Origin of the sequence: Rhizosphaericola mali (assembly GCF_004337365.2) — a bacterium.
Lineage (GTDB): Bacteria > Bacteroidota > Bacteroidia > Chitinophagales > Chitinophagaceae > Rhizosphaericola > Rhizosphaericola mali.
In genome coordinates this window covers 3,387,440-3,405,126 of record NZ_CP044016.1, presented here as the reverse complement: position 1 = coordinate 3,405,126, position 17,687 = coordinate 3,387,440, and the positions used below count along the sequence as shown (strand labels likewise).

13 protein-coding genes and 1 pseudogene are annotated in these 17,687 nt (G+C 33.9%); 11 read left to right on the top strand and 3 right to left on the bottom strand.

Going from position 1 to position 17,687, the window contains the following annotated elements:
• Positions 1-5 precede the first annotated feature (5 nt).
• From E0W69_RS14595 to galA, 3 genes are read left to right on the top strand one after another with little or no spacing between them, the layout of a single operon-like run.
• On the top strand, positions 6-1,250 hold the full coding sequence (locus E0W69_RS14595) for a glycoside hydrolase family 27 protein (RefSeq protein WP_225321274.1): 1,245 nt from the start codon (positions 6-8) through the stop codon (positions 1,248-1,250).
• A 1-nt stretch (position 1,251) separates the two neighbouring features.
• Complete coding sequence (locus E0W69_RS14590) at positions 1,252-2,382, top strand: glycoside hydrolase family 26 protein (RefSeq protein ID WP_131330793.1); 1,131 nt, start codon at positions 1,252-1,254, stop codon at positions 2,380-2,382.
• 23 nt (positions 2,383-2,405) lie between these two features.
• On the top strand, positions 2,406-5,111 hold the full coding sequence (gene galA / locus E0W69_RS14585) for a beta-galactosidase GalA (RefSeq protein WP_131330792.1): 2,706 nt from the start codon (positions 2,406-2,408) through the stop codon (positions 5,109-5,111).
• Between the two features lie 4 nt (positions 5,112-5,115).
• Here the strand turns inward: galA and E0W69_RS14580 are convergent, their stop codons facing one another.
• From E0W69_RS14580 to E0W69_RS14570, 3 genes and pseudogenes are all read right to left on the bottom strand, one after another.
• Entirely contained in the window at positions 5,116-6,528 is a 1,413-nt protein-coding gene (locus tag E0W69_RS14580; RefSeq protein ID WP_131330791.1) for a sialate O-acetylesterase, read from the bottom strand.
• Between the two features lie 105 nt (positions 6,529-6,633).
• A pseudogene (locus tag E0W69_RS14575) lies at positions 6,634-7,785 on the bottom strand (NRAMP family divalent metal transporter).
• 155 nt (positions 7,786-7,940) lie between these two features.
• Complete coding sequence (locus tag E0W69_RS14570; RefSeq protein WP_131330790.1) at positions 7,941-8,321, bottom strand: hypothetical protein; 381 nt, start codon at positions 8,319-8,321, stop codon at positions 7,941-7,943.
• Between the two features lie 257 nt (positions 8,322-8,578).
• On the opposite strand from E0W69_RS14570, the gene E0W69_RS14565 reads away from it, so the two are divergent.
• From E0W69_RS14565 to E0W69_RS14530, 8 genes are all read left to right on the top strand, one after another.
• The gene (locus tag E0W69_RS14565) at positions 8,579-8,893 is read left to right on the top strand and encodes a hypothetical protein (protein WP_131330789.1); all 315 of its coding nucleotides are present in this window, start codon (positions 8,579-8,581) and stop codon (positions 8,891-8,893) included.
• A 226-nt stretch (positions 8,894-9,119) separates the two neighbouring features.
• Positions 9,120-9,398 (top strand): hypothetical protein, encoded by a 279-nt coding sequence (locus E0W69_RS14560; RefSeq protein WP_131330788.1) that lies wholly within the window; start codon positions 9,120-9,122, stop codon positions 9,396-9,398.
• A gap of 389 nt (positions 9,399-9,787) precedes the next feature.
• On the top strand, positions 9,788-10,315 hold the full coding sequence (locus E0W69_RS14555; RefSeq protein ID WP_131330787.1) for an RNA polymerase sigma factor: 528 nt from the start codon (positions 9,788-9,790) through the stop codon (positions 10,313-10,315).
• A gap of 103 nt (positions 10,316-10,418) precedes the next feature.
• Positions 10,419-11,345: a FecR family protein gene (locus tag E0W69_RS14550; RefSeq protein ID WP_131330786.1), complete on the top strand. Its 927-nt coding sequence runs from the start codon at positions 10,419-10,421 to the stop codon at positions 11,343-11,345.
• Between the two features lie 48 nt (positions 11,346-11,393).
• Positions 11,394-14,525: a SusC/RagA family TonB-linked outer membrane protein gene (locus E0W69_RS14545; RefSeq protein ID WP_131330785.1), complete on the top strand. Its 3,132-nt coding sequence runs from the start codon at positions 11,394-11,396 to the stop codon at positions 14,523-14,525.
• A gap of 17 nt (positions 14,526-14,542) precedes the next feature.
• Positions 14,543-16,066, top strand: coding sequence for a RagB/SusD family nutrient uptake outer membrane protein (locus E0W69_RS14540; RefSeq protein WP_131330784.1), 1,524 nt, complete (start codon positions 14,543-14,545; stop codon positions 16,064-16,066).
• A 1-nt stretch (position 16,067) separates the two neighbouring features.
• Positions 16,068-16,841 carry a PI-PLC domain-containing protein gene (locus tag E0W69_RS14535; RefSeq protein ID WP_131330783.1) on the top strand — a complete coding sequence of 258 codons (774 nt, stop codon included), beginning with the start codon at positions 16,068-16,070 and terminating at the stop codon, positions 16,839-16,841.
• 1 nt (position 16,842) lies between these two features.
• Positions 16,843-17,682, top strand: coding sequence for a tyrosine-protein phosphatase (locus tag E0W69_RS14530; RefSeq protein ID WP_131330782.1), 840 nt, complete (start codon positions 16,843-16,845; stop codon positions 17,680-17,682).
• Positions 17,683-17,687: the final 5 nt, after the last annotated feature.

Genomic DNA, 17,687 nt, shown 5'->3' with positions numbered 1-17,687 from the left:
ATTTTATGTTGAAAAAAATATTTTCGATTGCTATTGCCACTTGTATTATGAATTTTTCTTTCGGACAAGGAAATAATTATGTTCAAGACTATACTAAATTCCAAAATCTTGCTCTTACGCCGCCTATGGGCTGGAATAGTTGGAATAAATTTGCTTGTAATGTCAACGAAGAAATGATTCGAGAAATGGCAGATGCTATGGTGGCAACTGGTATGAAAGATGCCGGGTATAGTTTCATTAATATTGATGATTGCTGGCATGGAGATCGAGATAGTTTGGGTTTTATTCATCCAGATTCTGCTCGTTTTCCTTCTGGAATCAAGGCCTTAGCAGACTATGTACATTCTAAAGGTTTGAAATTGGGTATTTATTCTGATGCAGGTTCACAGACTTGCGGCGGTCGCCCAGGAAGTCGTGGATATGAATTTCAAGATGCTTTGATGTATGCCAAATGGGGCGTAGATTATTTGAAATACGATTGGTGTAATACGGAAGGATTGAAAGCCGAAGGCGCATACAAAACGATCACTGCAGCAATGAAAAATGCGGGCAAGCCTATCGTATTGAGTATTTGTGAGTGGGGTACGGATAGTCCATGGGTTTGGGGACAAAATGTTGGACATCTTTGGAGGACCACAGGTGATATTTATAATTGTTTCGACTGTATTGAGGATCATGGAACCTGGAAATCCTTTGGCGTGATGCAGATTTTAGACAAACAAGAAGGTTTGCGTAAATATGCAGGTCCTGGTCATTGGAACGATCCAGATATGTTGGAAATTGGAAATGGTGCATTAAATGAAGGAGAAGATCGTGCGCATTTTACAATGTGGGCAATGATTGCAGCTCCCCTGATTGCGGGTAATGATTTGCGTACTATGACACCTGAAGTAAAAGCAGTATTGACTAATAAAAATGTCATTGGGATCAATCAAGATAGTTTGGGTGTTCAAGGTTATAAACTGAATACTACATTAGCGAAAGGGGTGGATGTTTGGTTTAAACCATTGGTAAATAATGAATGGGCTGTTTGCTTTTTAAACCGAAGTGTAAAAGATCAAAAAGTACAGTTGAATTGGGCTTCTTTGGACAATATTGATTCTCTTTCAAACAAGCATTTTGCCACGAAAACAACTAAATATACAGGTGCAAATTTGTGGAAAAAGGACAACGTGGTAAGTACATCTAAAGCGTTGGATGTCGTTGTGCCTGCACACGATGTATTAGTGTATCGTTTCAAAAAGAACTAGTATGAAAATATTTTCTCCCATAATAATTTTAGTTGCTTACTTTATGAGCAATGGTGTTTTTGCGCAAAAAATAAGTGATAGTCATGCGACGAAAGAAGCAATTTTACTGTATAATAATTTACTGAAAACAACGCAGCATAAAAAATACTTAGTTGGACATCAAGATGATCTTGCCTATGGAGTTCATTGGAAATACAAAAATGGGAAAAGTGATGTGAAAGATGTAACCGGTGATTATCCGGCGCTGTACGGTTGGGAATTGGCTGATTTGGAATTAGGGCATGACGTCAATATTGATAGTGTTCCATTTGATAAAATGAAAGACTATATCCGATTTGCAGATAAACATAGGAGTGTAGTAACAATTAGTTGGCATATTAATAATCCTGTAACAGGTAAGAATGCTTGGGATACCACAGCCGGCGCAGTGAAGGCAATTCTTCCTGGTGGAGAAAAACATGCTATTTATGTTGCTTATTTGAATAAAGTGGCTGCGTTTATACAAGATTTAAAAGATGAGAAAGGTGAATTGATTCCTATTTTGTATCGTCCATTCCATGAATTGACAGGTAATTGGTTTTGGTGGGGCGTACAAGGATGTACACCTGAGGATTTGCAAGCTGCATATAGATTTACGGTAGATTATTTACGTAATGAAAGACAACTGCACAATTTAATTATCGTCTATAATACGGGTGATAGATTTACAAATGCGTCCGAATTTTTACGTGGTTATCCTGGAGATGACTATGTAGATGTCGTATCATTTGATACGTATCAATATGGCGAACCAAGTAATAGTAAGGCATTTGGAGAAAATTTGGATCATAAATTGGCACTGTTGCAGCAGATAGCGACGGAACATAATAAAATGATGGCAGTTGCAGAAATGGGATACAATAAAGTCCCAGATCGCAAGTGGTTTACGCAGACGGTATCGCCTTTTTTGGCTAAATATCCAATTGCTTACACTTTGTTTTGGCGTAATGCTGGATTTAAACCTAAAGACAAAGAGGAAGAATACTACGTTCCTTATAAAGGCCATCCGGCGGAAGAAAATTTTAAAGGATATTATAAACTACCGGAAACATTGTTTGCTAATGATTGGCAAAAATTGGTGGAGAAAGATTAAAATAATGCTTATTTAAACTTGCCATGAAATTTAACAGTTTATTTTTCGTACTTATTTTTGTGTTTTTTACAAGTGTTGTGCACGCACAGCGCACAATTGATAAGATAGATAAAGATTGGAGATTTGCCTTTGGTGGTGCGATTGGAACGAATGAAGACTATGGTTTTTCAAGTGCTTATTTTTCTTATTTGGCTAAAGCCGGCTTTGGAGATGGTCCTGCATCCTCTAAGTTTGACGATCGATCTTGGCAACGGATTCAATTGCCTCATGACTGGATGACACAATTAATCTTTTCTCCTAATGCCAGTCCCAGTCATGGCTATAAAGCGGGTGGAAAAGGTTTTGCTAATCATTCTATAGGGTGGTATCGAAAAAATATTTTTATTCCGAAAGCGGATAAAGGCAAAATTATTTCTATAAAATTTGATGGTGTTTTTCGCAATTCAAAAGTGTGGTTGAATGGATTTTATTTGGGAAATGAAGAGAGTGGTTACAATAGTTTTAATTACGATGTAACACCTTATGTAAATTATGGAAAAGAAAATGTGTTGACGGTACGTGTAAATGCGACAGAAGAAGAAGGCTGGTTTTATGAAGGTGCTGGTATTTATAGAGATGTTTATCTAGTGAAGACCAACCCGATTCACATTAAAGACGATGGAATTTTTATTACCCCACAATTGAATAAAGCTTTGACGCATTCTGAAGTAAACATTAAAAATATCATTACTAATGATGGTGCTTCGCATCAAAAAATTACTGTCGAGAATACGCTCTATGATCCGAATGGGACGTTGTTAAAAAACGTAGATACGATAGTTGCGATAGGTAAGGTGTTAAGTGATATTTCCATACCATTATCTATTTCCGTTGATAATCCGCAATTATGGGACACAGACAATCCTTTATTGTATAGTCTGCAAACGAAAATATATGATAATAATCATGTATTACTAGATTCCACGAGCGAGCATTTTGGTATTCGTTCGATCTTTATGGATCCTACAAAAGGTTTTTTTCTTAACGGAAAACATATTAAGCTAAAAGGGACGAATAATCATCAAAGTCATGCCGGCGTGGGCACTGCACTGAATGAAGGAATGATTTATTATCGCTTACAAAAGTTAAAAGCAATGGGTAGTAATGCATATCGAGGTTCGCATTATCCATTATCTCCTGTGTTTTTAGATGCGTGTGATCGCTTGGGGATTTTAGTGATTGAAGAAAATCGTTTAATGGGAATTAATCCCATGCATTTGCGTAATGTGCGCAAAATGATCGAACGTGATTATAATCATCCATCTATTTTTAGTTGGTCTATCGGTAATGAGGAATGGATGATTGAAGGAAATAACAAAGGGGTGGAAATTGCAGACTATATACAGAATTATATCCAAACTTTAGATTCCTCAAGATATATGACAGCTGGTCTGAGCAATGGCTTCAAGGTAGGAATGTCTTCCAATATTCAAGTGATGGGGTATAATTATTTGGGAAATGGAGATATTCAAGATCACTATGAACATCATCAGCTGCAGCCAAGTATGGGCACTGAGGAAGGTTCCACATTTGCGACACGAGGTATTTATAAAACAGATTCATTAAAACAATATGAGAGTGCTTATGACCGTAAACCTCGTCCATCGTTTTATTCGATTGAAGAAGGCTGGTACTATTATGCCAAAAGAGAATATTTGTCTGGCGTATTTTTCTGGACTGGTTTTGATTATAGAGGGGAGCCCACTCCTTATAGTTGGCCATCTGTGACTTCCTATTTTGGCATGATGGATCTTTGTGGTTTTCCTAAGGATGATTATTACTATTTACAATCATGGTGGCAATCCAAACCTATGTTACATATTTTACCTCATTGGAACTGGGTCGGTAGTGAAAGTAAAAATATTAAAGTAGTAACTTATTCCAATTTGGATGAAGTGGAATTATTTTTGAATGGCCATAGTTTGGGTAAAAAAGAAATGCCAATAAATAGTCATTTGTATTGGAATGTTCCATACCAAAAAGGAGTATTGAGTGCAGCTGGATATCGAAATGGGAACATAGTATTGAGAGATTCTGTTGTTACAAGTGGACCTGTAGATCATTTGGATTTGCAGTTAGAGAATGACTCCTTGTCTCAATCCAAAGGTATTTATGTAGTTAAAGTTAAAGCGCTAGATAAGTTTGGTTATTTTGTACCAGATGCTAAGAATTCTTTTACTATAAAAAATAGCTCTCAATATAAAATACTTGGTGTTGGAAATGGTGATCCAACTTCGCATGCACCTGAAAATTATGACACAATTTATCAACAAAAGGTGTTAAATTTTAGGAAACTAGATTCTACTTTGCATTTTGTTATTAATAGTTTTTCTGCGAATAATTCTTGTATATTTACCATTTACACAGACTCTTCGTTCAAAGTAAAAACTATAATGCTTAATGGAAAAATGATTCATTCTAAGAGTACAGGTATTTTTGAGGTTTCAAATGAGTTATTGAAAAAAGAAAATTCAATCCGCATTGTAAGCTACGATCGAAATGTAAAATTGGGAGAACAAAATAGCCATACCTTAAGGATGATTATTCAACAGAAAATAAAATTAAAAGAAAATCAACTTTCACTTTTCAATGGTTTGGCTCAGATTATCATTCAAAGTGAGCAGCTTCCAAAATTAGAAAGTGTAAAAACAAAAAATGTATTTACACTTTCTATTGGAGACGTGAAATAACGTCTTATTTGATTTCAAAATCATCCGTCCTGTATGGCAATAGAGATAGTCTACTATTATCGAAAATATTAGGTACGGAAGCATTTTTAAAACTGTATCTCAAATATTGGGGTGCATTTACATTTTTACTGGAGAGTATGATTCTATTATCCTTTTCTATTTTCGCTTGCGCAGGATAAAAGATGGAATCTCTTCCAGCTAACTCAAATTCAGTAATGTTCTTTTTGCTGCTATGTACAGGACCTGTTGATTGAATAGAAACAATCGCCATATTTTTTTCAAATACTACATTGAATATTTTAGGCGCGGTAGCTGGAAATTGAGATTGATGATATATTTCATTTAAAATTTTATCGGCGATGCGTATTCCTACTTCTCTTTTTATTTTTGGATGAAGATTTGTCGTGTCATCAATTAAATCTAATATGGAAATAGTTCCATAGTTTGGAATGTATTGACCTAATTGTGCTACTTGTTCTCTTAATATTGCCGCTCTTCTACTTGCATAGCCATTCCATGGCGCTATTTGGATGGTATAGAATGGTATATTATTATGCATATAAAATCGCCAACCATTGATCATTGTAGATAATAGTTTGCCGTATATATTCCAGTCATAGTCTACGTTCGTTTCGCCTTGGTACCAGACGGCTCCTTTGATATTATAGTTGAGTAACGGGTTGATCATTCCATTGTATAATATAGAATAACCTCTAGGACTTCCTTCATAAGGATCTATATGCATTTGTGATATCTGTAAATCTGATTGATTGAATGATTCCTTGGGCATCCAATCTTGTATATTGGTTCCTCCCCAATATGATCCAATTAAGCCAATAGGATGATGCAATGTTTCCTGAATTTTCCTTCCAAAAAAATATCCTACAGTACTAAAGGATTTAGCATTTTCGGATGTACATATTACCCACTTTCCTTTTACATCTGAAACTAGATTGTTATCAAAATTTCTTTCAACCTGAAAAAAGCGTATACTGTTATTTTCTTTTATTTTATAAGATTCTTGTGTAGTATCAATACCCCAGTTCATGTTAAATTCCATATTGGATTGACCGGAACAAAGCCATACATCCCCTAAAAGAATATCATTAACTATTATATTTTGTTTGTCAGAAATAAATTGTAGTGTGTATGTTCCATCTGAACTTGGTGTTTTTATTTGGGTTTTCCACATACAATCATTACCAACTATTACATTAATAGTATCGGAATTATCCCAACTACCAATGATTTTAATGTTTTTACCTGCTGGACCTTTTCCCCATAAAGTGTTTATCGCATTTTTTTGTAATACAGCGTGATCGCTTAGTAAGGCTGGTAACTGAATGGGTAATTGAGAGAAAATTCTATTGATGCCTATAATAGCACAGATTGCAAGCAATAAAAATCGATAATTCATATTTAAGATTAGGGGCGTTTATTTATTCTTTAATTTTCTAAGTAGACAAATATAATTGATTATAAAGAAATTAATATTATAGTTTTATATAATAAAACTATAATATTAAAAATAGATTAATGCTATAGCGGCTGTAGTCATAATAAGAAATGTAAGGCATCCCAATAGATTCGCGCACCATCCATTGGTGTTACTGCCCATTATTTTTTTGTTATTGCATATATGTAGAATTACTAAAATTACAATGGGGGCTGTAATTCCATATAATATGGAAGAATAAATCAAAGCTTTTATTGGTGAAATCCCTAAATAATGAAGAGATAAACCAACAAGCATAGAAATTGAAATAACTAAATAAAAAGGGCGTGCTTGATAAAATTTCTTGTTTAATCCCACTTTCCAATTCAGAGATTCTGCAATCATATATGAAATGGATCCGCATAATACTGGTATTGCAAGAAAACCCGTGCCAATAATTCCTATTGCGAATAGTAAATATGCAAAGTCTCCTGCAATTGGCTTAAGAGCTAAGGCTGCTTGTTCTACAGTAGTTATATTTCTGATGTTATTTGGAAAAAGTACTGCGCCACATGTAAGTATAATAAAAAACATGACAAGGTTAGAAAATAGCATTCCAAAATCAATATCTTTATGCATATTCGTCCACACTTTTTTATCAATAAAGACAATATTTTTTCTTTTACGATGCCCTTCTGTTTCCATAGTAGTTTGCCAAAAAAATAAGTAAGGAGAGATGGTTGTTCCCAATATAGCAACAATCATATTGATGTAAGTCTCATTTAATTGAATACGTGGTCGAAGTGTAGCAGATAATACAGATTTCCATTCAACATGTGTACAAAAGGGTACAATCAAATAAACTAGTAATACTATGCAAGACCATTTTAAGATTTGAGCGATTCTTTTATAGGAAAATAATAAAATGCTTAAGAAAACAGCTCCGCTAAAGATAATGGAAAAAATAAATGCAGGAATTTTAGGAATAATAAGATGAGCCGCAGCTCCCATACTTTCCATGTCAGCTCCAATATTTAGGATAATTGCGGGAACGGAAAGAAGGACAATAGTTCATAATATCCATTTAGGATAGTGTTTTTTTAAGGTGCTTGTAAGTCCTTGTTGAGTTACTATCCCTATTTTTCCACACATTTTTTGCATTGCAGCCCTTAAGGGGAAAGTAAGCCAAGCCATCCAAAGAGTATTATATCCAAATTGAGCGCCTACTTGAGAGTATATTGCAATGCCGGATGGATCATCATCACTTGCTCCAGTTATAAGACCTGGACCAAGTTCTTTGAAAAAATGAATTACCGAATAGTGTCTTGTTTTTTTCGCATTTTTAAAAAAAAGTATTTGTGAATTGTTTCAGTAAATTAAAGTGAATAATTAACCTAAATAGATCTGTTTTTCTTAGGTCTTCCTAGCTCTTTTTTCGGCAATGCAATCAATAATCTATACGGATGAGCTTTGCGTTGTGTTTTATCCATACTCTTCAATTCATTCATCAATTCTGTCATTTGGTGGTTGTACCTCTCTCCAACGCCCAATAATAACCATTCTGCATTGACACTAAAGTCTTTACACAGAATCGCGAGCCAATTGAGTTGAAAGATTTCTCTCCAAGGTTCTTTCATTAATACATTAAAGTTCCAACGATTGATTTTATATTGGTCTGTAAATGACTTTTTACCGTGTAAAATATCCACTTCAATTAGTTCATTTATAATAAGGATAAATCGCTTTATTATATTGGTACTTTGTTCGTTTTGCATATTTGAATTGAGTAGTAAGCGCTATTTTTTAATTTAAAAAATGATTTAATTTTAATCACTACATTTGTCAATATGATTGTTATGTCATGCGTAAGTTTTATAAAACTGATGAGTGTTAAAAATTGGTACAATTATATAGTTAGTATACTCATTTTTTAAATAAACATATTTTACGCCCTCTAATATAGCAAAAAAAGAATCAAACCATTTATAATTATAGTATTATGTATGAAGAGTTTAAGAACATTAAGAATGATATGGAAACATTATTAATTCGATTAAAAAATCTTGAAACACAGATTAAAAAATTTGATACTGATTTCATATTAAATACAAAACAATTACGAATCTATATTACAAGAGCAGAAGTTATACGTCTTTTAGAAATTTCAGAAGATACATTAGATCTCCTTGTAAAAAGTAGTTTCCTTAATATTTCTAAAAAAGGAGAGTGTGGTGTTACTGATTTTTTATTGGAAGATGTTATTTGGCTAAAAAATCAACGTGTTGATTTGATGAATCATTCGGTTATTCTAGAATTAAAAAAGCATAAAAAAAAGCTACGTAAATGAAGGATGTATTAATGTGTTTAATTATTAATCATATTAATGTATTATTGATTGATATATTTATTATTTTTGTAAGCAACACAACTATATTATCGCTTCTAAATTTTATTTTAAAATGGGACTTAAGTGGCTAATTATTTTCCTATTGTTCATTTGCGGTTTTCTCGTAGGCATTTGCTTATATCAATTATATCTTCGACTCATTCATAAACTAAATAAAACTATCTACATGAAATATCGAATGGAATTCGAATTAATGGTGGATCAAATTTTATCAATTAATTCGGTAGATGAATTGCGATTTTTACAGCTAGAATTTGATGAATTATATCATAAAGTTACGGTCCATTGTAAGGAAGAGAATATGGATGACGAATTTCGTAATGCCTACACCCTAATAATCGATAAAATGATTGAATTATATGGACGGGAAATTGAGAGCATTGATTATCCTGCGGTTCATTACCGAGGTAAATTATTTGAGACAGAACACTATGTGTTGAATTAATAATAGAAGTCTCTAATGTATATGTATGAGCATGGTTTATATATTACGAAATTAATAAGTTTCATTCGGTTGATGTATATTTAGAATAAATCTGTTAAATAGCTAGGATTTAAATTAGGTGAAATTATGAAATGACATTTTTAATACCTAATGGCTACAAATTACGTCCCATACCATCAATAGTTAAGTTAATAATACAATTTTAAAAAAAGCAGAAAGACAGTTGTTATAAGTAAAATGAGTTTTTAAATAGATTTCGGATCATAAAAAATTATCGTATTTTCATTTCTGATTGTTGATAATAATTATTTAATAATTCGATAATTTGAAATATATTCATACCAAAATTGCTGGGAATATATTTGTGAGAATTCTAGATTACTTAGATAATGGAAGAGATCAAACTCATATCTGCATTAAAGTATTGCGACGATACTGAAGCTTACGAAACAATATTTAATTTACATAAGGCAAAAGTATATGGCTTTTTTCTGAAGAAGACATCTTCAGAGGATGATGCGAAAGACTTGCTCCAAAATGTCTTTCTTCGCTTATGGAAATATAGAAAGACAATGAATGAGGACTTATTAATAGATCAACATTTATTTCAATATGCCAAAGCTGTCTATATTGATTGGTTAAGAGTTCATAAAAAACAAACTACATCGATTCAAAATGAATCATTACAATATGAGCTCCCTCATTATAACCCATCCAATGATATTATTACGATTCTAGATACTGACAATTTACTTCAATTACTCCATTCAGAATCCGCCTTAAATCGCCAGATCTTCTACTTAAATAAAATGGAAGGCTATTCATATCACCAACTTTCCCAAAAATTTTCTCTTTCTGTAAAAAGCATCGATAATTATATTAATAAGACTTTAAAAAGATTGAAAAAAAAATTATGATTTAAGGAGGAGTTTTTATGATACTATCGTAATACTCTATATGAATACTTAATTATGATGTAAACATACTTGTATATAACCAAATTATAGTGCGTATTTCGCTATGAGTTTAGAAAATGATTGGGAGGAAATAAATGAAGGTGGTCAATTATCAGAACAAGATTATAATCATATTTTCAAGGATATTAAAGGTACAATAACAAGACAACGTCGTAATAAAAATGTTACTATTTATACGTTGAGTACTGTATTTGTGTCTGTCGTATGTTTCTTTTTATATGCTTATTTAAAGAGTGTTGATCAACAAGACAAGATCGCTCTATATGTATTTGAAAATAAAACAAGAAATCCTAAAGTATATCATTTAGTAGATGGATCGACGATGATTTTGGATAAAGGGGCTAAAGCGTTTTTTGCAAATAACTATAATGAGAACTATAGAAAGATTTATTTGCAAGGAAGTGGGGCGTTTACAGTAGCAAAAAAAGAGGGAGTGCCTTTTATAGTATACACCAATCATTTTAGTACACAAGCGATAGGAACTGCATTCAAAATAAAAAATGATCTAAATGCCAACTATGAATCTGCTTTACTAACAGAAGGTATAGTTCAAATTCAGGTGTTTAACGCTCTGAAAAAAAGGATACTTGCAATTGGCGATTCATTGGTATATAAGAGAGTAAATAAGGATATAGTCATTCATAATACAAATAAAATATTATATTCTCCTAAGAATATAGTTAAACATAGTGCCGCATACAATAGTTCGGCATCACAAAATGTCGCATGGATAAAGCCTCAATGGTACGCTTTTGAAAATGCTGCATTACCAGATTTATTTAAACGATTGGAGAAAATATATCAAGTGCATATAGATATAGACTCTGATGGCATGAAAGATAAATATTTTATTGGTAGATTTTCTGCCACGGATTCTTTGACGCATATTTTGAAAGTTATTACGTCTTTAAATAATTTGGAAGTAAAACAAATAGATTCAAAGACGTTCCACATATATAGAAAACCTTAAGAGGGTATACTGCAACACATATTTTTATACATTAAATATTAATTTACCATGCAAAGTAAATGGTACAACCATGGGACATGGAGAAGCTATGTCCTTTCGGCAGGGATCTGTATTTTCCTTTCTTTACTGGGGCAATTTTCTTGGGCGCAAAAAGAAGCGGTACTCAAAGGGCTGATTCAAAAAGAAGATGGCCTACCTCTAGCCGGGGCGAGTATCACTGTTAAGGATGCTAAAGCAGGTTTTAATCAAGGTACGCAAACGGATAGCTTGGGTATGTTTTATGTTAGAAACATTCCAGTAGGTAGTTTAGTTACTATTCAAGTATCTTATCAAGGCTATAAATCTCAGACGTTTAATGATTATAAATTATCCGGAAATACGACAACGTCTTTTTATGCGAAATTAGTTCGTGATACGACTAATTTGGACGAAGTTGTTGTGATTGGATATGGATCTCAAAGGCGAACGACTATTTCCAATGCGGTGACTAAAGTAGAATTAGATGGCGTTGGATCAAGGACGATGCAAAATATAGGAGATGTATTGCAAGGCAAGGCATCCGGTGTGACCGTATCTAATGAAGGTGGTGATCCTACCGCACAACCTCATGTATATGTTAGAGGGATGGGCGGTTTAAATGGGGAGTCTGCTTTGTATGTCGTTGATGGAGTGATTTATAGTGGTACTCCTAATTTAAATCCCAATGATATTGCCTCTATTGATGTTTTAAAAGATGCCTCTGCCGCAATATATGGTGCTCGTGCATCTGGTGGGGTGATTCTTATAACCACCAAAAAAGGTAAATCTGGGGATATGAAAGTATTTGCGGATGTAAAATATGGAAATCAAACAGCATGGCGCAAATTACATAGTTTGAATGCGAAACAATATGCAGATGCAATGAATACTGCTGCTGATAATGCTGGACAAGCTAGAATACCTGCATTTGATGCTTCAATTTATCCGGATGGTCAAATTACAAAAACAGATTGGGTGGATGATATATTCAGATCAGGAGAAACCAATGAGTATAATTTGAATATGAGTGGAGGAAATGAAAAATCAACTTATTTTATGGGATTTGGCTATCGTAAAGCGGAAGGGATTTTACTAAATACCTATAATCAGCGTTACAATGGAACCATTAACTCCGAACATAAATTAACAAATTGGTTGACTTTTGGAGAGCATATGCAGTATAACTATTCCAATGGTAATGGGGCAAATACTTCTAATGCTTACTATGGCGCTTTAGTTTCTGCGATGTTCTATCCGCCAAGTGTACCCGTTTATACTTCAACAGGTGCATTCTCTGGGCTTCCTGAAGATTATGCAGGAAGCTATGGTGACGTACTTAATCCAGTCGCGTATTTAAAAAGATTAGACTCTAAAAGTCCTACCAATATTTTATTTATCAACCCTTATTTGGAAGCTAAATTAGCTAAAGGTTTAAAGTTTAGATCTAATTTTTCTTATACCAAGACAAATTCTATGGTGAAAACTTTTACTACAAAAGTACCAGAAATTGGAAGGATATCTACTTCGAATAAATTAGAGCAAACTACCGGGGATAAAACGGATATATTAGCAGAACAAACACTTAGCTATGACCACCGTTGGAATAATCACCATATCGATGCCGTTGGAGGGGTTACTTATCAAAACACAACAACTACCTCTACGTATGTATATGGAACTGATTTTGATAATGAAGATAAGGAATATCGTTATTTAGAAAATGCAGGGGTTATCTATAAACCAACAGATGTAAATAATAAACAAGTTTTGGAATCCTATTTGGCCAGAGTTAATTATGACTATGCTAGTAAATATTTGTTATCCGTATTGGGAAGAAGAGATGGGTCATCTTTAGTGTCTAAACAAAATAGATTCGAAAACTATTATTCAATTTCGGGTGGTTGGGTACTAAGTAAAGAGAAATTTTTAAGTAATGTATCTTGGATTGATTTATTAAAAGTTAGAGGTAGTTATGGCGTATTAGGTAATTTGGGTAGTTTACCGGCCTATTCAGTTAGCGCACCCTTAGCAACTACCACGGCTTATTTTGGCTCTTCTTCTGCACAAGCTTATGGCTATTCTGCCAATATTTTATCTAATCCAGATTTAAAATGGGCAAAATCCAAACAGACTGATGTAGGTATAGACTTTAATTTCCTTAGAAATCATTTTTCGATGTCGGTAGATTATTTCAATAAACTGACTTCTAGAATGATAATGCTTCAACAATTACCTAGTACAAGTGGAGTTACTGGAGGTCAATATATCAATGCGGGAGATGCAAGGGATAGAGGACTCGATTTTTCTTTAAATTATAATAGTGATCAGCACAGGGCATTTACCTATAGTGTTGGCATGAACTTTACTAAAGTATCTAATAAATTACTGAGCTTGTATGGAGATAATACCTCTTTATCTACTACAGATATCAATGTTAGAGGAGTAATGATGCCAGTAGCTATTCAAGTAGGTGATCCATTGTACGCATTCAATTTGGTAAGCACTGATGGTATATTTAAATCTCAAGAAGAAATTGATAATTACAAAAATGCTTCTGGTGGTTTAATTCAACCAAATGCGAAACCTGGAGATTTGAAATTTATTGATGCGAATGGAGATGGTACCATCAATGATAATGATAGAGTAATAAAAGGAAGTGCATTCCCTAACTTCTCTTATGGTTTCAGTTTTAATGCCGCCTATAAAGGATTTGATATTAATTTATTTTTCCAAGGCGTTCATGGAAATAAAATATTCAATTCCATGAAATATTTAGGACTTCAAGCTGGATTGGGTGGACAACATTACAATCTTTGGAATAAAGCGGAAAATGCATGGTCAGAATCTAATCCTAATGGTGATGTGCCTCGATTATCTTTCGCTGATGCAAATGGAAACTATAGCGTTAACTCAGATTATTTTTTGGAAAGTGGATCGTATTTGAGACTTAAAAATCTAACGATTGGCTATACTTTCAAAAATAGCTTAATGAAAAAATTAAAGTTGAGTTCTGTAAGACTATTTGCAACAAGCAATAATCTATTAACATTTACAAAATATACAGGATTTGATCCAGAAGTAGGTATGGATAACTATGGTATTGACGTGGCTAGATATCCTCAGGCCAGAACAATTTTGATGGGTTTAAATGTGAATTTCTAAACGATTAACCTAAAGTCATGAATTTATTTAAATTGAAATATCTGAATTTATTTATTGGTGGAGCATTTTTACTTTCTAGCTGTAGTAAACAGTTGGACGTAACTCCACAAGTTACACCAACAGAAACTAGCTTTTGGAAGTCAGAAGCAGATGCTTTAAAAGGTGTAAATGCTATGTATGATCAATTTGACGGCGAGGAGTTTTATGGTCGAGGTTTTATGTGGTATATTAACGCAAGTGATGATATGGTCACTGGTCGTAGTAATGCGACAGCAGATAATATCAAAAATTTCGCAAGTACAGTTCCTAATGCGTCTTATTTGAATGATCAATGGAGTATGCGTTACACGGTGATAAAACGTGCGAATGATGTGATACGTAATGTTCCTCGTATTGGATTTAGTGATGAAACACTTAAAAATAGATATATCGGAGAAGCGTATTTTTTGAGAGCATTGATGTATTTTCAATTGACCTATAATTATGGCAATGATAAAGCAGGTGTACCGATTGTTAGAGAATCTGATTCTTTAGCTACAGCAGCGATTCCTCGTGCTGCGAGCGCTGCGGTGAATTACGCGATGATTGATTCTGATTTTGTGAAAGCTGCGGCCTTATTGCCTTATTTTGATACCTATAGTTCCGAAGATTATGGACGTCCTCATAAAACTGCAGCCTGGTCTTATTTAAGTAAATCTTTTTTATACCAGAAAGATTGGGCGCATGCGGAAAACTATGCGGATTCGGTAATATTGAGTGGTAAACACGCTTTATTAGCCAACTTTGCTGATGTATTTACGACTGCAAATAATTGGACCTCTGAATATATTTGGAGTGCCTATAGTTCGGGAAGTGTAACTGGTGGCTGGGGAAGTATATTGCCCGGAATCATGCTAGAAAATAAAGGCTGGGGTAAATATAATGGTTGGGGATATTTTATGCCTACGAAAGAATTGTATGATACCTACGAAGACGGAGATACTCGTAGAGCGGCAACTATACTAAAACCAGGAGATATTTTTCAGTTCTGGGGCGTATCTACTGTGTATAGCTCTGATAATAGTACGAGTGGTTATCAATTTAATAAGTATATGGAGCCGTTTTCTCATAGTAATCCAACAGGAACTTATGTTAGTACTAATGGGGATCATCCAACAACCTCTTTAAATCCTCCTCTACTGCGCTACGCAGAAATTATTTTAATAAAGGCAGAAGCCATGTTGATGCAAGGTCAAAATGCAGATAAATATATCAATATGATTCGTGCAAGGGCCGGACTTAAAGATGTCGTAAATGCGGATATCTCCGTTTTAAAACATGAACGTAGGTGTGAATTTGCAGGAGAATGGGCAGATCGTCATCGAGATTTAGTAAGATGGGGAGATGCTAAAGCTGCTTATGCTTTACCTTTACACGGTGTGACGGGGACGGTGATCTGGCCTGCAAGAAATTACGATGCTGATATTGACAATGTATGGCCGGTTCCTCAAAGCGAAATCACAACAACAGGTGGTGTAATTACTCAAAATAGTGGATGGTAAAATGAAAAAAATTATAATAATACTTCTATTTCTGCTGACTCTAATAGATTCTTGGAGTCAGCAGAAATACACGCTGAATAAAGTGCATTCTCACAATGATTATTGGCAAAAACGGCCATTTTATCTTGCCTATCAACACGGTCTTGGCTCTGTAGAAGCAGATACTTATCTATGGAATGGACAATTGTTGGTGGCACATGATACCATTGATATAAAACAAGAAAATAGTTTGGAAAAACTATATCTCCAACCATTGACGAAAGAACTAAATATTCGTCATGGATATCCTTTTCGCGATACTTCTTTGTCGATGCAACTATTGATTGAACTCAAATCAGCACCAGATAAAGAACTTAAGGCTATAGATACCTTATTGCAAAAATTTCCATCATTGATCTTTAATAAAAAAGTTCAACTTGTATTTACAGGAAATACGCCAAGTGAAAATGCCATTAAGGAAGCTCCTTCATATTTGCATTTTGATGGTCAGATATCCAAAGTTTATAGCCCACTATTATTAGCGCACATGTCTATGTTAAGCGATAATCTAGAAGAATTTATTCATTGGGATGGTTCGGTTCCTCTAACCTCTAAACAAAAGAGCGTTTTAGTAAAAAACGTTAGAAAAATACATAAATTAGGAAAGAAAATCCGATTTTGGAATGCTCCTGATAATCCATTAGCATGGAAGGAACTCATGCAATTGGACGTGGACTATATTAATACCGATCACATAGAATCCATTGCACAATTTTTCGACTCAAAAATGAATTAATATGTTTTCATTCAATCTAAAGAAATATACATTTTTACTTGCTAGTTGCTGGTTTTTTAATACCCATGTACATGCTCAAGAAAGAGAAGTTATTTTACAAGGAACTTATAACTTTCGGGATATTGGGGGATACCCTACGAAAAATGGAAAAAAAATTCGTTGGGATAAGTTATATCGTTCTGCTTTTTTAACGGGACTGACAACAGAGGATATCGAAATCCTTCAAACAAGGAATATTTCAAGAGTAATAGATTTTCGAGGACCTAAAGAAATAGATTTTGCGCCTGATAAATTGCCCGAAGGTGTTGCTCATATCGTTCTTTCTGCTGGAAGTGTTGGTGATGGTCCAGATGATTGGGCAGCCTTGGCACTGGAAATGAAAAGTCAAAGTGAAGCTCAGTCTGACCAAGGTGCAATAAAATATTATCAAAATGTAAGTTCTTTTGCTGATAGGTATAAACCGATGTTTGAGCAACTACTCTCTTTGCCTAAAGATAGTGCCCTCGTTTTCCATTGTGTTGGAGGTAAAGATAGAACAGGCGTCGCCGCTGCACTAATAGAATATGTATTAGGTGTGGATCAAAAAAACATTTTAGCAGACTATGAATTGACAAATAAATATAGAGAGAGATATAATAAAGAAGTAGCAGATTTATTAGTGCACAAATATGGAGTGAGCCCTCAAAGAGCACAGACCTATGGTCTAGCAAAGGCAAAATTTTTACAAGCCTCCTTTGATGCTTTGTCTAAGCAATATGGATCTATGGATTTATTTATTAAAAATGGACTAGGATTAGATGAAGGCAAAATAGAAAGATTGAAAAGTCTTTATCTGTACTAAACTAA

What these genes read in the sequence shown, in the direction of transcription:
- E0W69_RS14595 (WP_225321274.1), top strand. Translation starts at nt 6, where the DNA reads ATGTTGAAAAAAATATTTTCGATTGCTATTGCCACTTGTATTATGAAT.
- E0W69_RS14590 (WP_131330793.1), top strand. Translation starts at nt 1,252, where the DNA reads ATGAAAATATTTTCTCCCATAATAATTTTAGTTGCTTACTTTATGAGC.
- galA (WP_131330792.1), top strand. Translation starts at nt 2,406, where the DNA reads ATGAAATTTAACAGTTTATTTTTCGTACTTATTTTTGTGTTTTTTACA.
- E0W69_RS14580 (WP_131330791.1), bottom strand. Translation starts at nt 6,528, where the DNA reads ATGAATTATCGATTTTTATTGCTTGCAATCTGTGCTATTATAGGCATC.
- E0W69_RS14570 (WP_131330790.1), bottom strand. Translation starts at nt 8,321, where the DNA reads ATGCAAAACGAACAAAGTACCAATATAATAAAGCGATTTATCCTTATT.
- E0W69_RS14565 (WP_131330789.1), top strand. Translation starts at nt 8,579, where the DNA reads ATGGAAACATTATTAATTCGATTAAAAAATCTTGAAACACAGATTAAA.
- E0W69_RS14560 (WP_131330788.1), top strand. Translation starts at nt 9,120, where the DNA reads ATGAAATATCGAATGGAATTCGAATTAATGGTGGATCAAATTTTATCA.
- E0W69_RS14555 (WP_131330787.1), top strand. Translation starts at nt 9,788, where the DNA reads ATGGAAGAGATCAAACTCATATCTGCATTAAAGTATTGCGACGATACT.
- E0W69_RS14550 (WP_131330786.1), top strand. Translation starts at nt 10,419, where the DNA reads ATGAGTTTAGAAAATGATTGGGAGGAAATAAATGAAGGTGGTCAATTA.
- E0W69_RS14545 (WP_131330785.1), top strand. Translation starts at nt 11,394, where the DNA reads ATGCAAAGTAAATGGTACAACCATGGGACATGGAGAAGCTATGTCCTT.
- E0W69_RS14540 (WP_131330784.1), top strand. Translation starts at nt 14,543, where the DNA reads ATGAATTTATTTAAATTGAAATATCTGAATTTATTTATTGGTGGAGCA.
- E0W69_RS14535 (WP_131330783.1), top strand. Translation starts at nt 16,068, where the DNA reads ATGAAAAAAATTATAATAATACTTCTATTTCTGCTGACTCTAATAGAT.
- E0W69_RS14530 (WP_131330782.1), top strand. Translation starts at nt 16,843, where the DNA reads ATGTTTTCATTCAATCTAAAGAAATATACATTTTTACTTGCTAGTTGC.